Below are 19,436 nucleotides of genomic sequence, written 5' to 3'. Positions count from 1 at the left end.
CCGGGGGTCTCGCGTCAGCGAGCCGGGGGCGTGGGGCGTAGCCCCACACCGTTCAGCGTGCGCGAGCCGGGGTGTGGGGCAGAGCCCCACCAGGGACTGCTACGCCTGGTTCGACGTGATGTAGCTGACGGCGTCGCCGACGGTCTTGAGGTTCTTGACCTCGTCGTCGGGGATGGTGACGCCGAACTTCTCCTCGGCGTTGACGACGATCGTCATCATCGAGATCGAGTCGATGTCGAGGTCGTCCGTGAACGACTTCTCGAGCGCGACCTCGTCGGCCGAGATGCCGGTCTCGTCGGTGATGAGCTCGGCGAGCCCGGCGAGGACCTCGTCGTTGGTGAATGCCATGGGTTTCTCCTGTTTCTTAGGGGTTCACGAGCCCGGGGGGCCGGGTCTCAGTCTAGAGTCGGGGCTTCTCGCGTCAGGGAAGGACGACCACTTGGGCGCCGAAGACGAGGCCCGCGCCGAAGCCGATCTGCAGCGCCAGCCCACCGCTGAGCTCGGGGTGCTCTTCGAGCAGACGGTGCGTCGCCAGCGGGATGGAAGCAGCCGAGGTGTTGCCGGTGGTCTCGATGTCGCGGCCGACGACGACCGTATCGGGAAGCCCCAGCTGCTTGGCGAACTCGTCGATGATGCGCATGTTCGCCTGATGAGGGACGAAGGCGGCGAGATCGGATGCCTCGACGCCGGCGGCCTCGAGCGCCTGACGTGCGACCTTCACCATCTCCCATACCGCCCAGCGGAACACCGTCGGGCCCTCCTGCCGCAGCGTCGGCCACGGCGCCTTCCCGTCGCGGAACTCGATGAGCGTGTGGTTCATGCCGACCGCGTCGGCCTTCGAGCCGTCCGAGCCCCATACCGTCGGTCCGATGCCGGGCGTGTCACTGGGACCGACGACGACCGCGCCGGCGCCGTCGCCGAGCAGGAACGAGATGCTGCGGTCCGTGGGGTCGACGATGTCGCTCAGCTTCTCAGCGCCGATGACAAGAGCGTAGTTGGCAGCGCCGGCCCGGATGAGCGCATCGGCCTGGGCGATGCCATAGGCGAAGCCCGCGCAGGCTGCGTTCACGTCGTAGGCCGCAGCGGGGTTGGCGCCCACGCGGTCGGCCACGATCGCAGACACCGATGGCGTCTGCTTGGGGTTGCTCACGGTCGCGACGATGACGGCGTCGATCTGCGACGGATCGACGCCGGAGCGCTCGATCGCCTCGCGGGCGGCATCGGTCGCGAGATCGATGGCGTCTGTCTCGGCCACCGCACGGGTACGGGTCACGATGCCCGTGCGCTGGCGGATCCACTCGTCGCTCGAGTCGATGGGTCCGACGAGGTCGTCGTTCGGAACGGCGATCTCGCCGCGGGCGGCTCCGTACGAGTAGATGCGGGTGTGCGCGGCGCCCGTGGGCTGCATGATCGAGCGGGTCATCGGGTCTCTCCGGTCAGGCGTCCGCGGACAGCAGAGCCGTGGCCGCGTCCAGGTCGGCGGGGGTCTTGACGGCGACGGCCGGCACGCCGCGCAGCGCGCGCTTCGCGAGTCCGGTGAGCGTGCCTGCGGGGGACAGCTCCACGATGCCCGAGACGCCCGCTTCGGCGAAGGCCGCCATGCACAGGTCCCAGCGGACCGGAGAGGCCACCTGGTCGACGAGGAGGTCGACGAACGCGGGGCCTGCGTCGACGGTGCGACCGTCGCGGTTGCTCCACACCGTGACCGAGGGGTCGGATGCCGCGACCTCGGCGGCTGCCGCGCGCAGGGTTTCGACGGCCGGTGCCATGTAGCGGGTGTGGAAGGCGCCCGCGACCTGCAGCGGGATGACGCGCGTGCCCGCGACGGGTTCCGCCGCGAGCGCCTGGAGCCCGTCGATCGCACCGGCGACGACGAGCTGGCCGCCGCCGTTGTAGTTCGCGGGGGCGAGGTCGAGCTCGTCGAGGCGGGAGAGCACCGATGCCTCGTCGCCGCCGATCACGGCGCTCATGCCCGTCTCGGCCGCCGCCGCGGCCTCTGCCATCGCGCGACCGCGGATGCCGACCAGGGTCAGCGCGGCCTGCTCGCTGAGTATTCCGGCCGCGGCCGCGGCCGCGAACTCGCCGACCGAGTGGCCGGCGACGCCGCCGATCCGGTCGCGATCGGGGAGCGCGTTCCACGACAGCAGGCTGGCGGCGACGATGAGCGGCTGAGCGACCTGCGTGTCGCGGATGCGGTCGGCGTCCCACTCGGTGCCGGCGGCGACGAGGTCGATGCCGGCCCACTCGGAGTACTGCGCGAGGCGATCGCGAGTGCCGTCGACGTCGAGCCAGGGAGCCAGGAAGCCCGGGGACTGCGAACCCTGCCCGGGGAAGACCGCGATTCTCACCGTTCCATCCTGCCAACGATCGCCAGGCGGGTTCTGGCGACACCGTCACAAGAATCGCGAAGGGCTTTGTGCGCGTCCCACACAGTCATCGTCGGTTCCCTCCGGTCATACGGGGTTGCGTCGCGCGTTCTGCGGGCGACGCCGCGTCGCGTCCGAGCCGATCGAGCCGAGGATCAACGCCGTCTGCAGGATGAGCGCCTCGCGAGGCCCTGTCGCGTCCCACCCGATCACCTCGGAAACGCGCTTCAGCCGATACCGGACCGTGTTGGGATGCACGAAGAGCTCGCGTGCGGTCGCCTCGAGTGAGCGCCCGTTGTCGAGATACGCCCACAGCGTCGCCACGAGATCCGTGCTGTGGGTCTGCAGCGGTCGGTAGATGCGTTCGACGAGGGTCTGCTTGGCCAGAGGGTCCCCCGCGAGCGCCCGCTCAGGGAGGAGGTCGTCCGCCTCGACCGGCCGCGGCGCGTGGCGCCACGCTCGCGCGACCGCGAAGCCCGCCAGCGCCGCGCGGGCACTCTGGCTCGCGTCCACGAGCGCCGGAACCGTGGGGCCGAGCACGAGGTGCCCCGCGCCGAATCCCGGCTCGAGCCGTTTCGCGATCTCGGCGAACGGCAGGTCGCCGGTCGAGTCCTCGGTGCGCGCGGCGGGCTCCGCGCGCCCGAGCACGAGCACCAGGCGCGAGCCCTGCACGCCGATGAGGACATCCACCCCGAGCTTGCGCGCGGTCCGGCGCAGCTGGTCGACGTCGAACTGGGGGGGCGTCGTGCCGACGAGCACCGCGACCTCGCCGTGGCCGTGCCACCCGAGCGCCGCGATGCGGCTCGGCAGCTCTTCGTCGGCCTCGCCGGTGAGGATCGAGTCGACGACGAGCGCTTCGAGCCGGGCATCCCACAGGCCCCGCGCTTCGGCGGCCCGCGCGTAGACGTCCGCCGCCGCGAAAGCCACCTCGCGCGAGTACAGCAGGATGGCCTCGCGCAGGTGCTCGCCCTTACCGGCCACCCGCTCCTCGGTGACCTCCACCGTTACGCGGATGAGCTGCAGCGTCTGCTGCAGGCTGACGCTGCGCAGCAGCTCGCGGGGAGCGACGGCGAAGATGTCGGACGCGATCCACGGCGTCGAGCCCGGGTCGTCGTACCACTGGATGAACGACGTGATGCCGGCCTGTGCCACCAGCCCGACGGCGGAGCGTCGGGCCGGTGGCATCTCGGCATACCACGGCAGCGTGTCTTCGAGCCGCTTGATGGTGACGGTGGCGAGATCACCCGAGATGCGCCGCAGCCACGCGAGCGTCTCGGTCTTGCCCATCACCTCGGTCGGTTCGGCCATGCCAGGGGTCAGCTCTCGCCGCCCGCGTTCCCGCTCGTGCCGGCCGTGACGTCGTGCAGGCGGTACCGCTCGATCGCCTGCGCGGCCAGACCGCCGTCGACCACGCCCTCGGCGGCGAGCGCCTGGAGCGTGCGGACGACGATCGAAGGTCCGTCGATCTTGAAGAACCGGCGAGCGGCGGGCCGCGTGTCCGAGAAGCCGAAGCCGTCGGCTCCGAGCGTGACGAACCGGTTCGGGACCCACGGGCGGATCTGGTCCTGCACGGCGTGCATGAAGTCGCTCACGGCGACGACCGGGCCGGCGGCATCCCGCAGCTTCTCGGTCACGTACGCCGTGCGCGGCTCCTCCTGCGGGTGCAGGAAGTTGTGCTCGTCGGCGGCCAGGCCGTCACGGCGCAGCTCGGTCCACGACGTGACCGACCACACGTCCGCCTGGACGCCCCAGTCGTCGCGCAGCAACTGCTGGGCCTCGAGAGCCCACGGCACTCCCACGCCCGACGCGAGGATCTGCGCGCGAGGTCCGTCGCCCTCGGGCGCCGAGATGCGGTGGAGGCCCCGCACGATGCCGTCGACATCCACGCCCTCGGGCTCGGCCGGCTGCACGAGCGGCTCGTTGTACACCGTGAGGTAGTACATGACGTTCGGGTCGGGGTGGTTGCCGCCGTACATGCGCTCGATGCCCGCACGCACGATGTGTGCGATCTCGTAGCCGTACGCGGGGTCGTACGACACGGTGGCGGGGTTCGTCGACGCCAGGAGCTGCGAGTGCCCGTCGGCGTGCTGGAGGCCCTCGCCCGTCAGCGTCGTGCGACCTGCGGTCGCGCCGATGATGAAGCCGCGCGCCATCTGGTCGCCGGCCGCCCACTGTGCGTCGCCGGTGCGCTGGAACCCGAACATCGAGTAGAAGACGTACACCGGGATGAGCGGCTCGCCGTGCGTCGAGTACGACGTCCCCGTCGCGGTGAAGGCGGCCATCGCTCCGGCCTCGTTGATGCCGACGTGCATGATCTGGCCCTGCGGGCTCTCCTTGTACGCCAGGAGCAGCTCGCGGTCGACCGATGTGTAGTTCTGGCCGTGCGGGTTGTAGATCTTCGCCGTCGGGAAGTAGGCGTCCATGCCGAACGTGCGGGCCTCGTCGGGGATGATCGGCACGATGCGGTGGCCGAAGTCCTTCGCGCGGAGCAGATCCTTCAGCAGGCGCACGAACGCCATGGTCGTGGCGATCTCCTGCGTGCCCGAGCCCTTCTTGGGCAGCGCGTATGCCTCGTCGCCCGGCAGCTGGATACCGACGTGGTGCGACCGGCGCTCGGGGAGGAACCCGCCCAGAGCGCGGCGGCGCTCGAGCATGTACTGGATCGTCTCCTCCTGCGGGCCGGGGTTGTAGTACGGCGGCAGGTACGGGTTCTCGTCGAGCTGGGCGTCCGAGATCGGGATGCGCATCGAGTCGCGGAAGTACTTCAGGTCCTGCAGGGTCATCTTCTTCATCTGGTGGGTCGCGTTGCGCCCCTCGAAGTGGTGGCCCAGACCGTAGCCCTTGATGGTCTTGGCGAGGATGACCGTCGGCTGGCCCTTGTGCTCGGTCGCGGCCTTGTAGGCGGCGTACACCTTGCGGTAGTCCAGGCCGCCACGGCGGAGCTTGCCCCAGATGTCCTCGTCGGACCAGTCCTTCACCAGCGCGGCGGTCCGCTCGTCTCGGCCGAAGAAGTGCTCGCGGATGAACGCGCCGTCCTCGGCGCGGTACGTCTGGAAGTCACCGTCCGGCGTGGTGTTCATGAGGTGCACCAGGGCGCCGTCGGCGTCCTTGGAGAGCAGCTCGTCCCAGCCGGAGCCCCAGACGACCTTGATGACGTTCCAGCCGGCGCCGCGGAAGAAGCTCTCGAGCTCCTGGATGATCTTGCCGTTGCCGCGCACCGGACCGTCGAGGCGCTGCAGGTTGCAGTTGACGACGAACGTGAGGTTGTCGAGCCCCTCGTTCGCGGCGACCTGCAGCTGACCGCGGCTCTCGACCTCATCCATCTCGCCGTCGCCGAGGAACGCCCACACGCGGGAGTTCGAGAGATCCTTGATGCCCCGGTTGGTGAGGTACTTGTTCGTCATCGCCTGGTAGATGGCGTTGATGGGACCGAGGCCCATCGAGACGGTCGGGAACTGCCAGTACTCCGGCATGAGGCGCGGGTGCGGGTACGACGGCAGACCCTCGGGTGCCTTCGACTTCTCCTGGCGGAACCCGTCGAGCTGCGTCTCGCTCAGGCGCCCCTCGAGGAACGAGCGGGCGTAGATGCCGGGGGAGGCGTGACCCTGGATGAAGATCTGGTCGCCGCCGTTGGGGTCGTCGAGGCCGCGGAAGAAGTGGTTGAAGCCGACTTCGTAGAGCGACGCGGACGACGCGTAGGTCGAGATGTGCCCGCCCACGCCGATGCCCGGGCGCTGCGCGCGGTGCACCGTGATGGCCGCGTTCCACCGGATCCAGCGACGGTAGCGCCGTTCGAGCTCCTCGTCGCCGGGGAACTCGGGCTCGTTCTCGGGGGCGATGGTGTTGATGTAGTCCGTCGTCGGGACCTGCGGCACGTTCAGCTGCAGCTCGTGGGAGGTCTGCAGCAGACTCAGCATGATCTCCCGGCCACGACCGTGGCCCTTCGCCTGCACGAGCTGCTGCAGGGACTCCTGCCACTCGGCGGTCTCGTCGGGATCGCTGTCGAGGGGGTCCTGCGAGTACGGATCCTGATCGTTGACAGTCACAGATGACCTTTCGTCGTCTGGCAGATCGTGCCAGGGAATCGCTGCCGGAGCGATGCGGGCTTTGTCAGCCGCGCACAACGCACCATCTTCCAGCCTAGCGAGTTCGAAGCCGTCCGGACGCACCTCGTAGACTGGCGCCACGGGCCTTTAGCTCAGCTGGTAGAGCGCCACGTTTACACCGTGGATGTCGTCGGTTCGATCCCGGCAGGGCCCACGCAGCCGCGTCGCACGCGCCCGCTGAAGCGCCGGCGGCGTGCGGGGAGATGCGCGGTAGGTTGTATCCGTGAACGCCAGCCCCGCAGACCAGCGCCGCCTCGTGGAGGTCGCCCAGCTCGACGCCCGGATCCGCCAGGCCGACAACGCCCGCAAGAACCCGCCGCAGGCGGGCCGCGTTCAGGAGCTCCTGGCCCGCCGCCAGGAGCTGTCCCACGAACTCACGACGCGCCTCGGCGTGCGCGACGACCTGCGGGCCGAGCTGTCCCGCATCGAGTCCGACGTCGTCGTGGTCGACGCGCGTGCGGCCCGCGATGCCGAGCGCCTCGCATCGTCGAGCAACTCGAAGCAGGCGCAGGGGTTCGAGAGCGAGCTGGCGGCCCTCGCCCGTCGCAAGAGCGATCTCGAGGATGCCGAGCTCGTCGTGATGGAGCGACTCGAGCAGGCCGACGCCGCGGTCGCCGAGCAGGAGGCGCTCATCGCCGCCACGAACGCCGAGGGCGCCGAGCTGAGCGCCGAGGGCAAGCGTGCCGTCGCCGAGGCGACGGCTGCGTTCGAGGCCGCCACGCGGGATCGCGCCGCGATCGCCGGCACGGTTCCTGCTGATCTCCTCGCGCTCTACGACCGCGTGGCGGCGCGCAGCGCGGGCGCGGCGCTGCTGCGCCGGCGGACGTGCGAGGGCTGTCACATGGTCCTCTCGGGCACCGATCTGAACGCGATCCGTCAAACCCCCGAGGATGAGGTCGTCACGTGCCCCGAGTGCGGCTGCATCCTCGTGCGGGACGAGGAGTCCGGACTGTGACACGAAGTGGACGCGGCTGAGGCTCCCGTCTGGATCGTCCTCGGCCGCGCGGACGGCATCGCCGTCGCCGTGCTCCTCGACTCCGCCGGGCGTGAGTTCGCGCGTGAGCAGGTCGCGACCTCCGACGAGGCGGAGTGGATCGCGCACGCCGAGGCCCGTTTCGCGCCGCGCTGGGTGTGGAACGACACACCGCGGTGGTATCCGGCGCTGCTGGATCGCGGCATCCGCGTCGCGCGCTGCCACGACCTGAGGCTGTGCCACGCGATCCTGCGTTCGTCCGCGCTCGTCGCGGCCGCCGCGGAGGTGCGGCGAGCGAGCGGATGGGATGCCGCGACCGCGGTCGACGCCGGCGACCAGGCGCCTGCGCTGTTCACGCTGGATGACTCCTCGAACGCGGGCGGCCCGCCGTCGGGTGCCGACGACGCCGTCGCGGAGTTCGCACGGCAGCGCGAGGCCATCGCCGGCAGCGCCGATCCGGGGCGGCTGCGTCTGCTCACCGCGGCGGAATCGGCGGGCGCCCTCGTCGCGGCCGAGATGCGGGCGGCGGGCCTCCCGTGGGACGCTGCGGAACACGACCGCATCCTCCTCGAGACGCTGGGAGAGCGCGGCGCGGGCGGAGGGCAGCCCGCGAAGCTCGCGGCGGCGGCTGCGCGCGTCCGCGAGGCGCTCGGCGACCCGGCCGCGAGCTTGGACTCGCAGCCGAAGCTCCTGAGGGCGCTGCATCGCGTGGGCGTGCTGGTGGAGTCCACGAGCCGATGGGAGCTGGCGGAGCAGCGGCATCCGGTGATCGAGCCGCTCCTGGAGTACAAGAAGCTCTCGCGGCTGCTGTCCGCCAACGGATGGGCGTGGCTCGACGAGTGGGTCGCCGACGGACGATTCCGGCCCGTCTACGTGCCGGGCGGCGTCGTGACGGGGCGCTGGGCGTCGTCGGGCGGCGGAGCGCTGCAGCTGCCGCGGCAGCTCCGCGAGGCCGTGCGCGCCGACCCCGGATGGCGGCTCATTGTGGCCGACGTCGCACAGCTCGAGCCCCGCGTGCTGGCCGCGATGGCGGGCGACCTCGCGCTCGCTTCTGCGGCACGGGGCCGCGACCTCTACGCCGGCATCGTCGACAGCGGTGCGGTGTCGACACGGTCCGAGGCGAAACTGGCGATCCTCGGGGCGATGTACGGCGCGACGACGGGTGAGTCCGGCCGGCTCGTGCCGAGGCTGCGTCGCGCGTACCCGCAGGCGATGGGGCTCGTCGACGACGCCGCGCGCGTGGGCGAGGACGGGGGACTGGTCTCGACCTGGCTCGGCCGCACGTCGCCGCCACCGTCAGAGGCGTGGTCGGACGCGCAGTCGCGCGCGACCGAGGCCGAGGCATCCGGCGCCGACGAGAACCGCGCGCGGCGCTGGGCGCGCGATCGCGGCCGGTTCACACGCAACTTCGTCGTTCAGGGAACCGCCGCGGAGTGGGCGCTGGCGTGGCTCGCCGACCTGCGCACACGACTGACCGCCCTCGAGCCCGTAGCACCCGAGCGGGGCGCCCCTCGCTCGGGTCCGGCGTTCGCGCGGCAGCCGCACATCGCCTTCTTCCTGCACGACGAGGTCATCGTGCACGCTCCGCACGAGCATGCGGACGCCGCGGCGCAGGCGGTCACGGATGCCGCAGCCACTGCCGGCCGGATCCTCTTCGGCGGGTTCCCCCTCGACTTCCCGCTCGACGTGCGCATCGCCGAGACCGCGCTCAAGGACTGACCGCTCCGAGGCTGAGCCCAGGCGACGGCGGTAGACTCCGAGAGCGAATGGGTCGGCCGGACGGTCGCGTCGCGAGCGGTTCGCCGCCTCGCGCCGAGGAACGTCCGGGCTCCGCAGGGCAGGGCGGTGGGTAACACCCACCCGGAGCGATCCGCGAGACAGTGCCACAGAGAGCAGACCGCCGGGACGCGAGTCCCGGTAAGGGTGAAAGGGTGGTGTAAGAGACCACCGGGGTCGCGGTGACGCGACTCGCAAGGTAAACCTCGCCCGGAGCAAGGCCAGACAGGGGATGACGACGCGGCCCGCCGAGTCCCCGGGTAGGCCGCTGGAGCGGCACGGCAACGTGCCGCCGAGAGAGATGACCGTCCACGGGGCTTCGGCCCCCGGACAGAACCCGGCGTACAGGCCGGCCCATTCGCACCCTCGACGCCGCTGCGCCGAACGGAGTGTCAGCCGCGCGCCAGTGTCGCGGCCCGCTTCTCATGGGGAAGCGGGGTTCCCGCGCATCGCTGACGGGGTGTCAGTCGCGCGCCAGCGCGGCGGCCCCGATGATCCCGGCGTTGTTGCGATGGACCGCCGGCACGATCGGCGTCTTGAGTTCGAGCAGGTGCAGGAACTGGTCCGAGTGCTTCGACACTCCGCCGCCGACCACGAAGAGGTCGGGGCTGAAGAGGAACTCGATGTGGCTGTAGTACCACTGCAGCCGCTTCACCCACTGCTCCCACGTCAGGTCGTCCCGCTCCATGGCGGAGTACGCGGCGTAAGCCTCGGCATCCTTCCCGTGCTTCGCACGCTGGACGTGACCGAGCTCGGAGTTCGGCACGAGCACGCCGTTGTAGAGCAGCGCCGAGCCGATGCCGGTGCCGAGCGTCGTCAGGATGGTCAGGCCCGCCTGGTTCCTCGCGGCGCCGTAGCGCACCTCGGCGACCCCGGCGACGTCGGCGTCGTTGGCGAAGTGGATGCCACGACCGAGGCCGTCCTCGAAGAACTTCTCGGCCTCGAAGCCGATCCAGTCCGACGAGACGTTGGCGGCCGAGAGCGTGCGGCCGTTCTTGACGATCGCGGGGAACGCGACACCGAGCGGCACCGAGGTGTCGTCCTCGACGCCGAGGGTGGAAAGCACTTCGGTGACAGCGGCGAGCACGTCCGGTGGGTGGGCTCCCTCCGGGGTCGCGACCTTGACGCGATCGCTCACCAGCTCGCCGCGGTCGAGGTCCACGATTCCCGCCTTGATGCCGGTCCCGCCGATGTCCACGCCCACGGCGCGCGCTGCGTCAGATGCCATGCGCTCAGCCTAGCCAGGCGACCGGGCACGGCGAGAAGCCGACGCTCTCGCGGGGCGCGCGGCTCACTAGGATCGTGCTGACGGCGGCGACGCCCGCGATCGGGAGGAGTGCACGATGACCGGCGACAGCGAGAAGTACTGGTACAACCTCAAGACGGGCGAGGTGGAGAAGGGCTACGAATCGCCCGCCGTCGATCGTGCAGGCCCCTTCGAGACCCCGGAGGAGGCGGCGCGCGCGCCCGAGATCATGCGCGAGCGCTCACGCGCGTGGGCCGAGGACGAAGCCCGCGACGACTCGTGGGGCCGCGGCGCGTCGGGCGACGACGGCGACGACCAGTAGTCTGGCTTCGGCCGCGACCGGCCCGGCGGTGCGGGCACCGGAGAGGATGCGATGGACAAGCAGCGTGACTTCGTTCTGAGGACGATCGAGGAGCGAGGCGTCAAGTTCGTGCGGCTGTGGTTCACCGACGTGATCGGCACGCTCAAGTCGGTCGCGATCGCCCCCGCAGAGGTCGAGGGTGCCTTCAGCGAGGGACTCGGCTTCGACGGCTCCGCAATCGAGGGCCTCACGCGTTCGTACGAGTCGGATCTCCTCGCACATCCCGACCCGACGACGTTCCAGATCCTGCCGTGGCGCGGCGAGATCGACCCGACCGCGCGCATGTTCTGCGACATCACGACGCCCGACGGGCAGCCGGCGGTCGCGGACCCGCGGCATGTGCTCAAGCGGACCCTCGCCAAGGCGGCCGATGCGGGCTTCACGTTCTACACGCACCCCGAGATCGAGTTCTACCTGCTGAAGTCCTCGTCGTTCGGCGCGGAAGGCCCCGAGCCCGTCGACTCGGCCGGCTACTTCGACAACGTCCCCGGCGGCACGGCGCACGACTTCCGCCGCCGCTCGGTGCGGATGCTCGAAGACCTCGGCATCTCGGTCGAGTTCAGTCACCACGAAGGCGGGCCCGGCCAGAACGAGATCGACCTCCGCTACGCGGATGCGCTGGCGACCGCCGACAACATCATGACCTTCCGCACCGTCATCAAGGAGGTCGCGATCGAGCAGGGCGTCTACGCGACGTTCATGCCGAAGCCGATGACCGGCAAGCCCGGCAGCGGGATGCACACCCACATGTCGCTGTTCGAGGGCGACGTCAACGCGTTCTACGAGGAGGGCGCGCAGTACCAGCTCTCGAAAGTGGGCCGCCAGTTCATCGCGGGGCTGCTGCGCCACGCGAACGAGATCTCGGCGGTGACGAACCAGTTCGTGAACTCCTACAAGCGGCTGTGGGGCGGCGACGAGGCTCCCAGCTTCATCTGCTGGGGTCACAACAACCGCTCCGCCCTGGTGCGCGTGCCGCTCTACAAGCCGAACAAGGGACAGTCGTCGCGCGTCGAGTACCGTGCGCTCGACTCGGCGGCCAATCCGTACCTCTCGTTCGCTCTCATGCTCGCCGCGGGGCTCAAGGGCATCGAGAACGAGTACGAGCTGCCGCCCGAGGCGGAGGACAACGTGTGGTCGCTGACGGATGCCGAGCGTCGCGCGCTCGGCTACGCCCCGCTGCCTGCCAGCCTCGACCATGCACTGGAGTACATGGAGGAGTCCGAGCTCGTCGCCGAGACACTGGGCGAGCAGGTCTTCAACTACGTGCTGCTGAACAAGCGCCGAGAGTGGCAGGAGTACCGGTCGCAGGTGACGCACTTCGAGCTCAAGAGCAACCTCGAGATGCTCTGAAGCCGCAGCACGCATGTCCGCGAGCGAACGATCCGGCTCTCTGACGCCGCTTGCGCGGCTGGGCTTCAGCCGTCTCACCGAAGCCGAGGGACTGCTGGCGGAACTGCACGACACCGCCGGCATTCCGAGGGAGCGGGCACTCGAGGGCGCCGTCGGGGCGGCGGATCCAGACGACGCGCTGCAGGCGCTCAGCCGGCTCGCGCGCCGCGACGCCGACGCCGTCCGCCGCGCGGGTGAGAATGCCCGCACGTGGCGCGTGCTGTGGGCGCTGCTGGGCGCTTCGACGGGCTTCGGCGAGTTCTTCCTGCGGCATCCGGCCGAGCTCGCCGAGCTCGCGGACGCGGGGGAGCGACTGCCGTCGGACGACGAGCTGCGCACGTCGCTGCTGGACGCGGTCGGCGCTGTGGACGGGTTCGCCTCCGACGGCGGCGAGACGGCCTGGGTGGCGCTGCGTCGACGGTATCGCCGGCTTCTCGCCCGGGTCGCCGCCTACGACCTGCTCAGCGAATCGCCCGTCGACGAGATCGCGGCGGTCTCCGCGGCCCTGGCGGATGCCGCGGGCGCCGCGCTCGAGGCATCCCTCGCCGTCGCCCGCACGCGGGTGTCGGGCGGCGCCGCCGGAGCAGGCCTCTTTCCGAGAGACCATGTCGCCGGCACTCGCCTCGCCATCATCGGAATGGGCAAGACCGGCGCACGCGAGCTCAACTACGTCAGCGACGTGGACGTCATCTTCGTGGCGGGCGCCGACGACGGGGTGATCGACGACCTCGGCGAGAGCCGCGTGGTCGACATCGCCACGCGACTGGCGGTGCAGACCATGCGCGGCATCTCGGAGATCGAGGTCGAGCCGCCCCTGTGGGAGGTCGACGCGAACCTGCGCCCCGAGGGCAAGCAGGGAGCCCTCGTCCGGACGCTCGACTCGCACCTGGCGTACTACGATCGCTGGGCAAAGAGCTGGGAGTTCCAGGCGCTGCTGAAGGCGCGTCCGATCGCGGGCGATCCGGCGCTCGGGCAGGCGTATCTCGACGCTGTCCAGCCGAAGGTGTGGACGAGTGCGGCGCGCGAGAACTTCGTCGACAGCGTGCAACGCATGCGCGAGCGCGTCACCGAGCACATTCCGCCCGGCGACGTGCCCTATCAGATCAAGCTCGGGCCGGGCGGCATCCGCGATATCGAGTTCACCGTGCAGCTCCTGCAGCTCGTGCACGGGCTCACCGACGATCGCATCCGTCGGCGCGGGACGCTCGAAGCCCTGGACGCCCTGGTGGAGGAGGGCTACATCGGCCGCGCCGAGGCATCAGCGTTCTCGCGCGACTACCGCGTGCTGCGTCTGCTGGAGCACCGCGTGCAGCTGCGGCACCTGCGGCGCACGCATCTCATGCCCGCGCGGCCCGAGGAACTGCGGGTGCTGGCCCGGGCGTCCGGCCTCGCCGACACCGGCGACGGCGTGTGGCAGCTCTGGGAGTCGGTAAAACGCGAAGTGCGCGACATCCACGTGCGGCTGTTCTACCGGCCCCTGCTGTCGGCGGTCGCCGCGCTGCCGGCCGACGAGCGCCTGCTCTCGCCACAGCAGGCGCACGACCGCCTCGCGGCGATCGGATTCGCCGACCCGGCCGGCGCATTGCGGCACATCGCCGCGCTGACGAGCGGGCTCAGCCGCAAGGCCACGATCCAGCGTCACCTCATGCCCGTCATGATCCGGTGGTTCGCCGACGGCGTCGATCCGGACTACGGCCTGATCGCCTTTCGGCGGCTCAGCGAACGGCTGGGCGACACGCATTGGTTCCTGCGGATGCTCCGCGACTCGTCGGGCGCCGCCGAGAGTCTGTCGCGGGTGCTCGCCGGTTCACGCTACGTCGGCGAGCTCATCGAGTGGATTCCCGAGTCGGCGGCCTGGCTGGACGATCCGGATCTGCTGCGGCCGCGCTCCGGTGTGGCGCTGCAGGACGAGGCCCGCGCCATCCAGACCCGGCACGAGACCACGAAGGATGCGATGCGCGCGGTGCGGGCCCTCCGCCGTCGCGAGCAGCTGCGCGTCGCGATGGCCGCGATCCTCGGCGCGATCACGATCGAGGAGATCGCCGAAGCGCTCACGACGATCACGGAGGTCACGATCCAGGCGACCCTGCGGGCCGTCCGTCGTGAGATCGTCCCCGCCGAGGACGCCGCGCTGGACTTCTCGGTGATCGCCATGGGCCGGTTCGGCGGAGCCGAGCTCGGGTTCGGCTCCGACGCCGACGTCATGTACGTGTACCGCCCGAACGGCGTGGATCAGCAGCGCGCCCACGAGCTCGCGCTCCAGCTCGTGTCGGCCCTGCGAACGCACTCCGAGGACCAGCGCGTGCCGCTCGAGCTCGATGCCGATCTCCGACCCGAAGGGCGCAACGGACCCCTCGCCCGCTCTCTCGACGCGTACGCCGAGTACTACCGCCGCTGGGCGCTCCCGTGGGAGGCCCAGGCGCTGCTGCGGGCCAGGGGGATCGCCGGCAGCGTGAAGCTGATCCGCGACTTCACCGAGCTGGCCGACCAGGTGCGGTATCCGGGCGCCGTCGAGGCCACCGCCGTGCGCGAGATCAAGCGGATCAAGGCGCGGGTCGAGAGCGAGCGCCTGCCGCAGGGCGTCGATCCGTCACGGCACCTCAAGCTCGGACCCGGCTCGCTCAGCGACGTCGAATGGCTCGTGCAGCTGCTGCAGCTGCAGCACGCGCACCGCGTCCCCGGGCTGCGCACCACCTCGACCATCGGCGCGTTGCGCGCCGCCGAGGAGGCCGGGCTCATCCCGGCCAGCGCCGCCGACCGCCTGGCCGAGGCGTGGCGCCTTGCGAGCCGGCTGCGGTCGGCGAACACCCTGCTGTCGGGGCAGACGAGCGACGTGCTGCCCGTCGACCGCAAGAAGCTCGACGGAATCGGGCGCCTCCTCGAATACCCGCCGCGGTCCGCGACGCAGGTCGAGGAGGACTACCTCGGCACGACGCGGCGCGCGCGGCGCGTGTTCGAGAAGCTCTTCTACGGCTGACGACGGATGCCTCGCCTCGGCGCCAGGCGGCGGGCTGCGGCATCCGTCGATCAACGCGAAGGGGGCTCCGGGTCGAAACCGGGAGCCCCCTCGTTGCCGGAACGTCAGACGCCGAAGTACAGCTCGTACTCGTACGGGTGGGGACGAGCGTTGATCGGCTGGATCTCGTTCTCGATCTTGTACTCGATCCACGTCTCGATCAGCTCGGGCGTGAAGACGCCTCCACGCAGCAGGAACTCGTGGTCGGCGCGCAGCGCGTCGAGCGAGTCGAGCAGCGAGTTCGGCACCTGCGGGATGTTCTTCGCCTCCTCGGGAGGAAGCTCGTACAGGTCCTTGTCGACCGGCTCATGCGGCTCGATGCGGTTCTGGATGCCGTCGAGGCCGGCCATGAGCTGCGCCGCGAACGCGAGGTACGGGTTGCCGGAGGCGTCGGGCGCGCGGAACTCGATGCGCTTGGCCTTCGGGTTCGAGCCCGTGATCGGGATGCGGATCGCCGCCGAGCGGTTGCCGGCCGAGTACACCAGGTTGACCGGAGCCTCGTAGCCCTTCACGAGACGCTTGTAGGAGTTCAGCGTCGGGTTGGTGAACGCGAGGACGGCGGGAGCGTGCGCCAGCAGTCCGCCGATGTACCAGCGGGCCGTGTCGGACAGCTGCGCGTAGCCCTTCTCATCGAAGAACAGCGGCTTGCCGTCGAGCCACAGCGACTGGTGCGTGTGCATGCCCGAGCCGTTGTCGCCGAACAGCGGCTTGGGCATGAAGGTCGCGACCTTGCCCCACTCGTTGGCGACGTTCTTGACGATGTACTTGAACTTCAGGATGTCGTCCGCCGCGTGCACCATCGTGTCGAAGCGGTAGTTGATCTCCTGCTGACCGCCCGTACCCACCTCGTGGTGCGCGCGCTCGAGCTGCAGGCCCGACTCGATGAGGCGGAGGCTGATGTCGTCGCGCAGGTCGGCGGTCTTGTCCACCGGCGAGACCGGGAAGTAGCCGCCCTTGTAGGGAGTCTTGTTGCCGAGGTTGCCGCCCTCTTCGGTGCGGCCGGCGTTCCAGGCGCCTTCCTCGGAGTCCACGGAGTAGAAGCTGGAGTTCTGCTTCACCTCGTAGCGGACGTCGTCGAAGATGTAGAACTCGGCCTCGGGGGCGAAGAACGCCGTGTCGGCGATGCCCGTCGAGGCGAGGTACTTCTCGGCCTTCTTGGCGACCTGGCGCGGGTCCTTGTGGTAGATCTCCCCGGTGCGCGGGTTGTAGATGTCGAAGATCATGACGAGCGTCTTCGCCTCGCGGAACGGGTCGAGGTAGGCCGTCGACACATCCGGGATCAGCTGCATGTCCGATTCGTGGATGTTCGCGAACCCCCGGATCGAGGAGCCGTCGAACAGCTGGCCGACCGTGAAGAACTCCTCATCGACGGTGGAGGCCGGGATGTTGAAGTGCTGCTGGACGCCAGGAAGGTCCGTGAACCGGATGTCGAGGAACTTGACGTCCTCGTCCTTGATGAACTTCAGCACCTCGGATGAATCTTTGAACATGAAGACTCCAGAGGTAGGGCATTCGGGACCGCCCGCGCACGGCGCGGACTTCCTGGCACGCTATCGGCAGGGCATTGCCCGGCAGTGTCACCTATGTTTCCGGCATGTTACGGGCGGCTGGATACGCTGGAGCGCGTGACTCAGAGCGCACAGGACTACCCGGGCGAGCGGCTCGGACTGCCCCGCGAGGGCAGCGGATCCATCGGACGCCTAGGCCGCCGCGTCGGGGCGCTGTTCGTCGACTACGGGGCCGCCTACCTGATCTCAGGCTTCTTCGGGTGGGATCCGCTAGCGATCCTCGCGATCTTCGCGGCCATCCAGCTGGTGTTCCTCCCGACGCTGCAGGGAAGCCCCGGGCACCGGCTGTTCGGGCTCCGCCTCGTGCGCCTCGACGGCGCATGGGTCGGGCTCTGGCGCCCCGTGATCCGGACGGCGCTGCTCATCGTGGTGATCCCGGCGGTCATCTGGGACCCCGACCAGCGCGGCCTCCACGACAAGGCAGCGGGCACGGTCCTCATCCGGTCGTGACGACGGATGCCGCGGCGCACAGCGCCGCGGCATCCCGCACTCGCCTCCCGCTCAGCGGGGTCGGGGAGCGCGGACCTTGGTCGGGTCGATGCCCTTGGGGATCGGCAAAGAGGTCAGCGACTGCGAGACCGAGTCGATGCGCTTGATGACGGCGGCCATCGTGGCACGGTCGATCTTCTTGGGCAGGCCCTTGATGGTCGAGGCGAGCTTCGCGATCGGCACCTCGTCGTCGCCATGGCCGACGTAGAGCACCGTGACGGGCACGCCCGAGGCGACGCGCTGCACCTTGGAGCGCTCGTCGTTCACGAGGCGGGTGAGCCGGCCGCGAGCACCTTCGCCCACGATCACCACACCGCCGCGGCCGACCGCACGATACACGGCCTCCTGCGTCTTGGGATTGATCCCGACCGGCATCTCGCTGGCCTGCCAGCGGCGGCCGAGAGACGTCGAGAGCACGTGACCCGTGGCGCCCGGCATCCCGTCGATCTTCTTGTACATCGCGCGCGTCGACAGACGCGTCATGGTCATGAGGCACGCGAGGATGCCGAGCATGAGGCCCGTGATGCCCCACAGCACCACGCTCCAGATGGCGAACGGAGGAATGGCGAAGCCGACCCCCACGCCGATCGCGATGCCTGCCAGCACGATGCCGATCAGCAGGAACGGCAGCCAGCGGAATTCCTTCTGGGTGAACGTGTAGAGCGTCCGGATCTGGGAGAAGAATCCGGGCCTCTTCTCGGGGGCAGTCGTGCGCGCGGCCATGCGCTCCAGCCTACCTTTCGCGCGGCCCCGGATCGGCTCCTCCCCAGGCACGGCTCCCGTGGATTTCCTCCACAGCCACCGTGACGAGTGCCTGCCGGGGCGCCATCGCGAACCACACTGGCGAGGTGATGCGTGATGAGAGCCTCCTTCGCATGCCGTTCTGGGAGATCCGCGCGGTCCGGGAGCGGGAGGACGGCCCCTGGCCCGGAGTGCTGGTCCGCCAGGCATCGGGCGCGGTGGGCGTCCTCGTGGACGCCGGCGTCCTCGGCGCGGACTGGGGAGGATGGGATGCCGTAACCGGCGGGCACGTTCTGACGCCGATCGACCTCGTGAGACGACCCGGGGGTCACGACGTGCTCCTGCCGGTGTGCTCGGAGCGCCTCGAGGAATTCGTGCGGCGCCGTGGTGCGCGGTCGGAGCTGCTGCCGGGAGAGGCGGTCACCCTCGGGGTGAGTGTCCTCCGGGGATGCGCGCAGCTCGTGGCCGCTCCTGACACGGCGGGCGATTGGTGGCTCGACGACAGCGGCCGCCCGGTGCTCGCGACCGATGCATCGTCGGAGCGTGCGTTCACCGCTGCGGCGAGAGTGTTGAGTGCCGCGGCGATCGACCCCCGCATGCAGCGCGCGTGGGATGCCGCGGTGCAGGCCGTCTCGGCGGGCCGCGTCACGGCACGCGACATCGCCGACGCGGAGGAGCTTCTCTTCGCGGCAGCCGACCCCGAGCCGCTGAGCACGATCAGTCTGAGCCCCCGCAGGGCCGCCGACGTCGCGCCGGATGCCCGCCCGCCGACCCCCGTAGGGGACACGGGGCCGCGCCCGCTGTGGCAGGCGCTCATCGGGAGTGTCGACGCCGATCTGGCCGACTCCGTGTCGAAGGCGACGACTGCCGTCTGGCGCCGATTGCGAACTCCGGCGCGGTCGCGTCGCGCGCCGCTGCTCGTCGGAGGCGCCGTCGCCGCCGCGGTGCTGGCGGGCGGCGCACTGTGGCCGGTCGGGGGCGTCGCGAGCGTCGAGCCTCCGGACGCCGTGGGGAACCCATCACGCACCGCAACCCCGACGGCGACCGCTGAGGCTGGTGAACCCGCAGCGACTGCGGTGCACGGAGTGCCTGAGGCGGACGACCTCGGCGCGCTCACGGCGGCGCTGCTCGACACGCGCTTGGCGTGCGCCGGTGACGCCGAGTGCCTCGCCGGCGTGGTCGCCGATCCGACGAGGCCGCTCGGCGTCGGCGCGATCGATCTGCCGACGGCCGGGCGCACCCTCACCCTGCTCGACGATTTCGGCGACGTCGCCGTGCTGCGCGTGGATGCGAACGACGGCGGATCCGTCTCTCAGCTCGTGGTCGTCATCCGACACGACGAGAAATGGCTGCTGCGCGACGTACATGACGTCGCGCAGCAGCCATGAGCGCGATCGGCGCTCAG

At 70.3% G+C, this 19,436-nt stretch carries 15 protein-coding genes, 1 tRNA gene and 1 other RNA gene; 9 read left to right on the top strand and 8 right to left on the bottom strand.

Annotated elements, in window-relative coordinates; translation table 11 throughout:
* Positions 1-99: 99 nt before the first annotated feature.
* From AC3ANN_RS08720 to aceE, 5 genes are all read right to left on the bottom strand, one after another.
* Positions 100-348 carry an acyl carrier protein gene (locus tag AC3ANN_RS08720; protein ID WP_127818446.1) on the bottom strand — a complete coding sequence of 83 codons (249 nt, stop codon included), beginning with the start codon at positions 346-348 and terminating at the stop codon, positions 100-102.
* A gap of 73 nt (positions 349-421) precedes the next feature.
* Positions 422-1,423 carry a beta-ketoacyl-ACP synthase III gene (locus AC3ANN_RS08715; protein WP_488340580.1) on the bottom strand — a complete coding sequence of 334 codons (1,002 nt, stop codon included), beginning with the start codon at positions 1,421-1,423 and terminating at the stop codon, positions 422-424.
* A 13-nt stretch (positions 1,424-1,436) separates the two neighbouring features.
* Positions 1,437-2,348, bottom strand: a complete 912-nt coding sequence (locus tag AC3ANN_RS08710) for an ACP S-malonyltransferase (RefSeq protein ID WP_488340579.1) — start codon at positions 2,346-2,348, stop codon at positions 1,437-1,439.
* A 105-nt stretch (positions 2,349-2,453) separates the two neighbouring features.
* On the bottom strand, positions 2,454-3,674 hold the full coding sequence (locus AC3ANN_RS08705; RefSeq protein ID WP_488340578.1) for a PucR family transcriptional regulator: 1,221 nt from the start codon (positions 3,672-3,674) through the stop codon (positions 2,454-2,456).
* An 8-nt stretch (positions 3,675-3,682) separates the two neighbouring features.
* Positions 3,683-6,412, bottom strand: coding sequence for a pyruvate dehydrogenase (acetyl-transferring), homodimeric type (gene aceE, locus AC3ANN_RS08700; protein ID WP_488340577.1), 2,730 nt, complete (start codon positions 6,410-6,412; stop codon positions 3,683-3,685).
* A gap of 141 nt (positions 6,413-6,553) precedes the next feature.
* Here aceE and AC3ANN_RS08695 point away from each other — a divergent pair.
* The 4 genes from AC3ANN_RS08695 to rnpB all read left to right on the top strand — a co-directional run bounded on the left by AC3ANN_RS08695 (position 6,554) and on the right by rnpB (position 9,582).
* Positions 6,554-6,626, top strand: a tRNA-Val gene (locus AC3ANN_RS08695).
* A 69-nt stretch (positions 6,627-6,695) separates the two neighbouring features.
* A complete protein-coding gene (locus tag AC3ANN_RS08690) occupies positions 6,696-7,427 on the top strand; it encodes a zinc ribbon domain-containing protein (RefSeq protein WP_488340576.1) in 732 nt (243 codons plus the stop codon).
* A gap of 6 nt (positions 7,428-7,433) precedes the next feature.
* Entirely contained in the window at positions 7,434-9,164 is a 1,731-nt protein-coding gene (locus AC3ANN_RS08685; protein WP_488340575.1) for a bifunctional 3'-5' exonuclease/DNA polymerase, read from the top strand.
* Between the two features lie 48 nt (positions 9,165-9,212).
* Positions 9,213-9,582, top strand: an RNA gene (gene rnpB, locus AC3ANN_RS08680) — RNase P RNA component class A.
* 102 nt (positions 9,583-9,684) lie between these two features.
* On the opposite strand, the gene ppgK is transcribed toward rnpB, so the two are convergent.
* Positions 9,685-10,449 carry a polyphosphate--glucose phosphotransferase gene (ppgK, locus tag AC3ANN_RS08675; RefSeq protein ID WP_488340574.1) on the bottom strand — a complete coding sequence of 255 codons (765 nt, stop codon included), beginning with the start codon at positions 10,447-10,449 and terminating at the stop codon, positions 9,685-9,687.
* 115 nt (positions 10,450-10,564) lie between these two features.
* Here ppgK and AC3ANN_RS08670 point away from each other — a divergent pair, with 115 nt between their 5' ends.
* From AC3ANN_RS08670 to AC3ANN_RS08660, 3 genes are read left to right on the top strand one after another with little or no spacing between them, the layout of a single operon-like run.
* On the top strand, positions 10,565-10,789 hold the full coding sequence (locus AC3ANN_RS08670; protein WP_488340573.1) for an SPOR domain-containing protein: 225 nt from the start codon (positions 10,565-10,567) through the stop codon (positions 10,787-10,789).
* Positions 10,790-10,840: 51 nt separating this feature from the next.
* A complete protein-coding gene (glnA, locus tag AC3ANN_RS08665; protein WP_488340572.1) occupies positions 10,841-12,178 on the top strand; it encodes a type I glutamate--ammonia ligase in 1,338 nt (445 codons plus the stop codon).
* Between the two features lie 13 nt (positions 12,179-12,191).
* Positions 12,192-15,194: a bifunctional [glutamine synthetase] adenylyltransferase/[glutamine synthetase]-adenylyl-L-tyrosine phosphorylase gene (locus AC3ANN_RS08660; protein WP_488340571.1), complete on the top strand. Its 3,003-nt coding sequence runs from the start codon at positions 12,192-12,194 to the stop codon at positions 15,192-15,194.
* Between the two features lie 104 nt (positions 15,195-15,298).
* Here AC3ANN_RS08660 and glnA (AC3ANN_RS08655) read toward each other — a convergent pair whose 3' ends face one another.
* On the bottom strand, positions 15,299-16,723 hold the full coding sequence (gene glnA, locus AC3ANN_RS08655) for a type I glutamate--ammonia ligase (protein WP_488340570.1): 1,425 nt from the start codon (positions 16,721-16,723) through the stop codon (positions 15,299-15,301).
* Positions 16,724-16,858: 135 nt separating this feature from the next.
* Here glnA (AC3ANN_RS08655) and AC3ANN_RS08650 point away from each other — a divergent pair, with 135 nt between their 5' ends.
* Positions 16,859-17,251 (top strand): RDD family protein, encoded by a 393-nt coding sequence (locus AC3ANN_RS08650; RefSeq protein ID WP_488340569.1) that lies wholly within the window; start codon positions 16,859-16,861, stop codon positions 17,249-17,251.
* Between the two features lie 51 nt (positions 17,252-17,302).
* On the opposite strand, the gene AC3ANN_RS08645 is transcribed toward AC3ANN_RS08650, so the two are convergent.
* Positions 17,303-18,013 (bottom strand): DUF4191 family protein, encoded by a 711-nt coding sequence (locus AC3ANN_RS08645; protein WP_488340568.1) that lies wholly within the window; start codon positions 18,011-18,013, stop codon positions 17,303-17,305.
* Positions 18,014-18,165: 152 nt separating this feature from the next.
* Here AC3ANN_RS08645 and AC3ANN_RS08640 point away from each other — a divergent pair, with 152 nt between their 5' ends.
* Positions 18,166-19,419 (top strand): hypothetical protein, encoded by a 1,254-nt coding sequence (locus AC3ANN_RS08640; RefSeq protein WP_488340567.1) that lies wholly within the window; start codon positions 18,166-18,168, stop codon positions 19,417-19,419.
* Positions 19,420-19,436: the final 17 nt, after the last annotated feature.

The organism is Microbacterium sp. STRO-2N, assembly GCF_057747775.1.
The sequence above is the reverse complement of the archived record's forward strand: the minus strand, read 5'-3'. Positions and strand labels throughout refer to the sequence as shown.

Bases quoted from the DNA above. Each gene is read 5' to 3' on its own strand.
- AC3ANN_RS08705 (WP_488340578.1), bottom strand. From the start codon at position 3,674: ATGGCCGAACCGACCGAGGTGATGGGCAAGACCGAGACGCTCGCGTGG.
- ppgK (WP_488340574.1), bottom strand. From the start codon at position 10,449: ATGGCATCTGACGCAGCGCGCGCCGTGGGCGTGGACATCGGCGGGACC.
- AC3ANN_RS08715 (WP_488340580.1), bottom strand. From the start codon at position 1,423: ATGACCCGCTCGATCATGCAGCCCACGGGCGCCGCGCACACCCGCATC.
- glnA (WP_488340572.1), top strand. From the start codon at position 10,841: ATGGACAAGCAGCGTGACTTCGTTCTGAGGACGATCGAGGAGCGAGGC.
- AC3ANN_RS08660 (WP_488340571.1), top strand. From the start codon at position 12,192: ATGTCCGCGAGCGAACGATCCGGCTCTCTGACGCCGCTTGCGCGGCTG.
- AC3ANN_RS08720 (WP_127818446.1), bottom strand. From the start codon at position 348: ATGGCATTCACCAACGACGAGGTCCTCGCCGGGCTCGCCGAGCTCATC.
- AC3ANN_RS08670 (WP_488340573.1), top strand. From the start codon at position 10,565: ATGACCGGCGACAGCGAGAAGTACTGGTACAACCTCAAGACGGGCGAG.
- glnA (WP_488340570.1), bottom strand. From the start codon at position 16,723: ATGTTCAAAGATTCATCCGAGGTGCTGAAGTTCATCAAGGACGAGGAC.
- AC3ANN_RS08645 (WP_488340568.1), bottom strand. From the start codon at position 18,013: ATGGCCGCGCGCACGACTGCCCCCGAGAAGAGGCCCGGATTCTTCTCC.
- AC3ANN_RS08640 (WP_488340567.1), top strand. From the start codon at position 18,166: ATGCCGTTCTGGGAGATCCGCGCGGTCCGGGAGCGGGAGGACGGCCCC.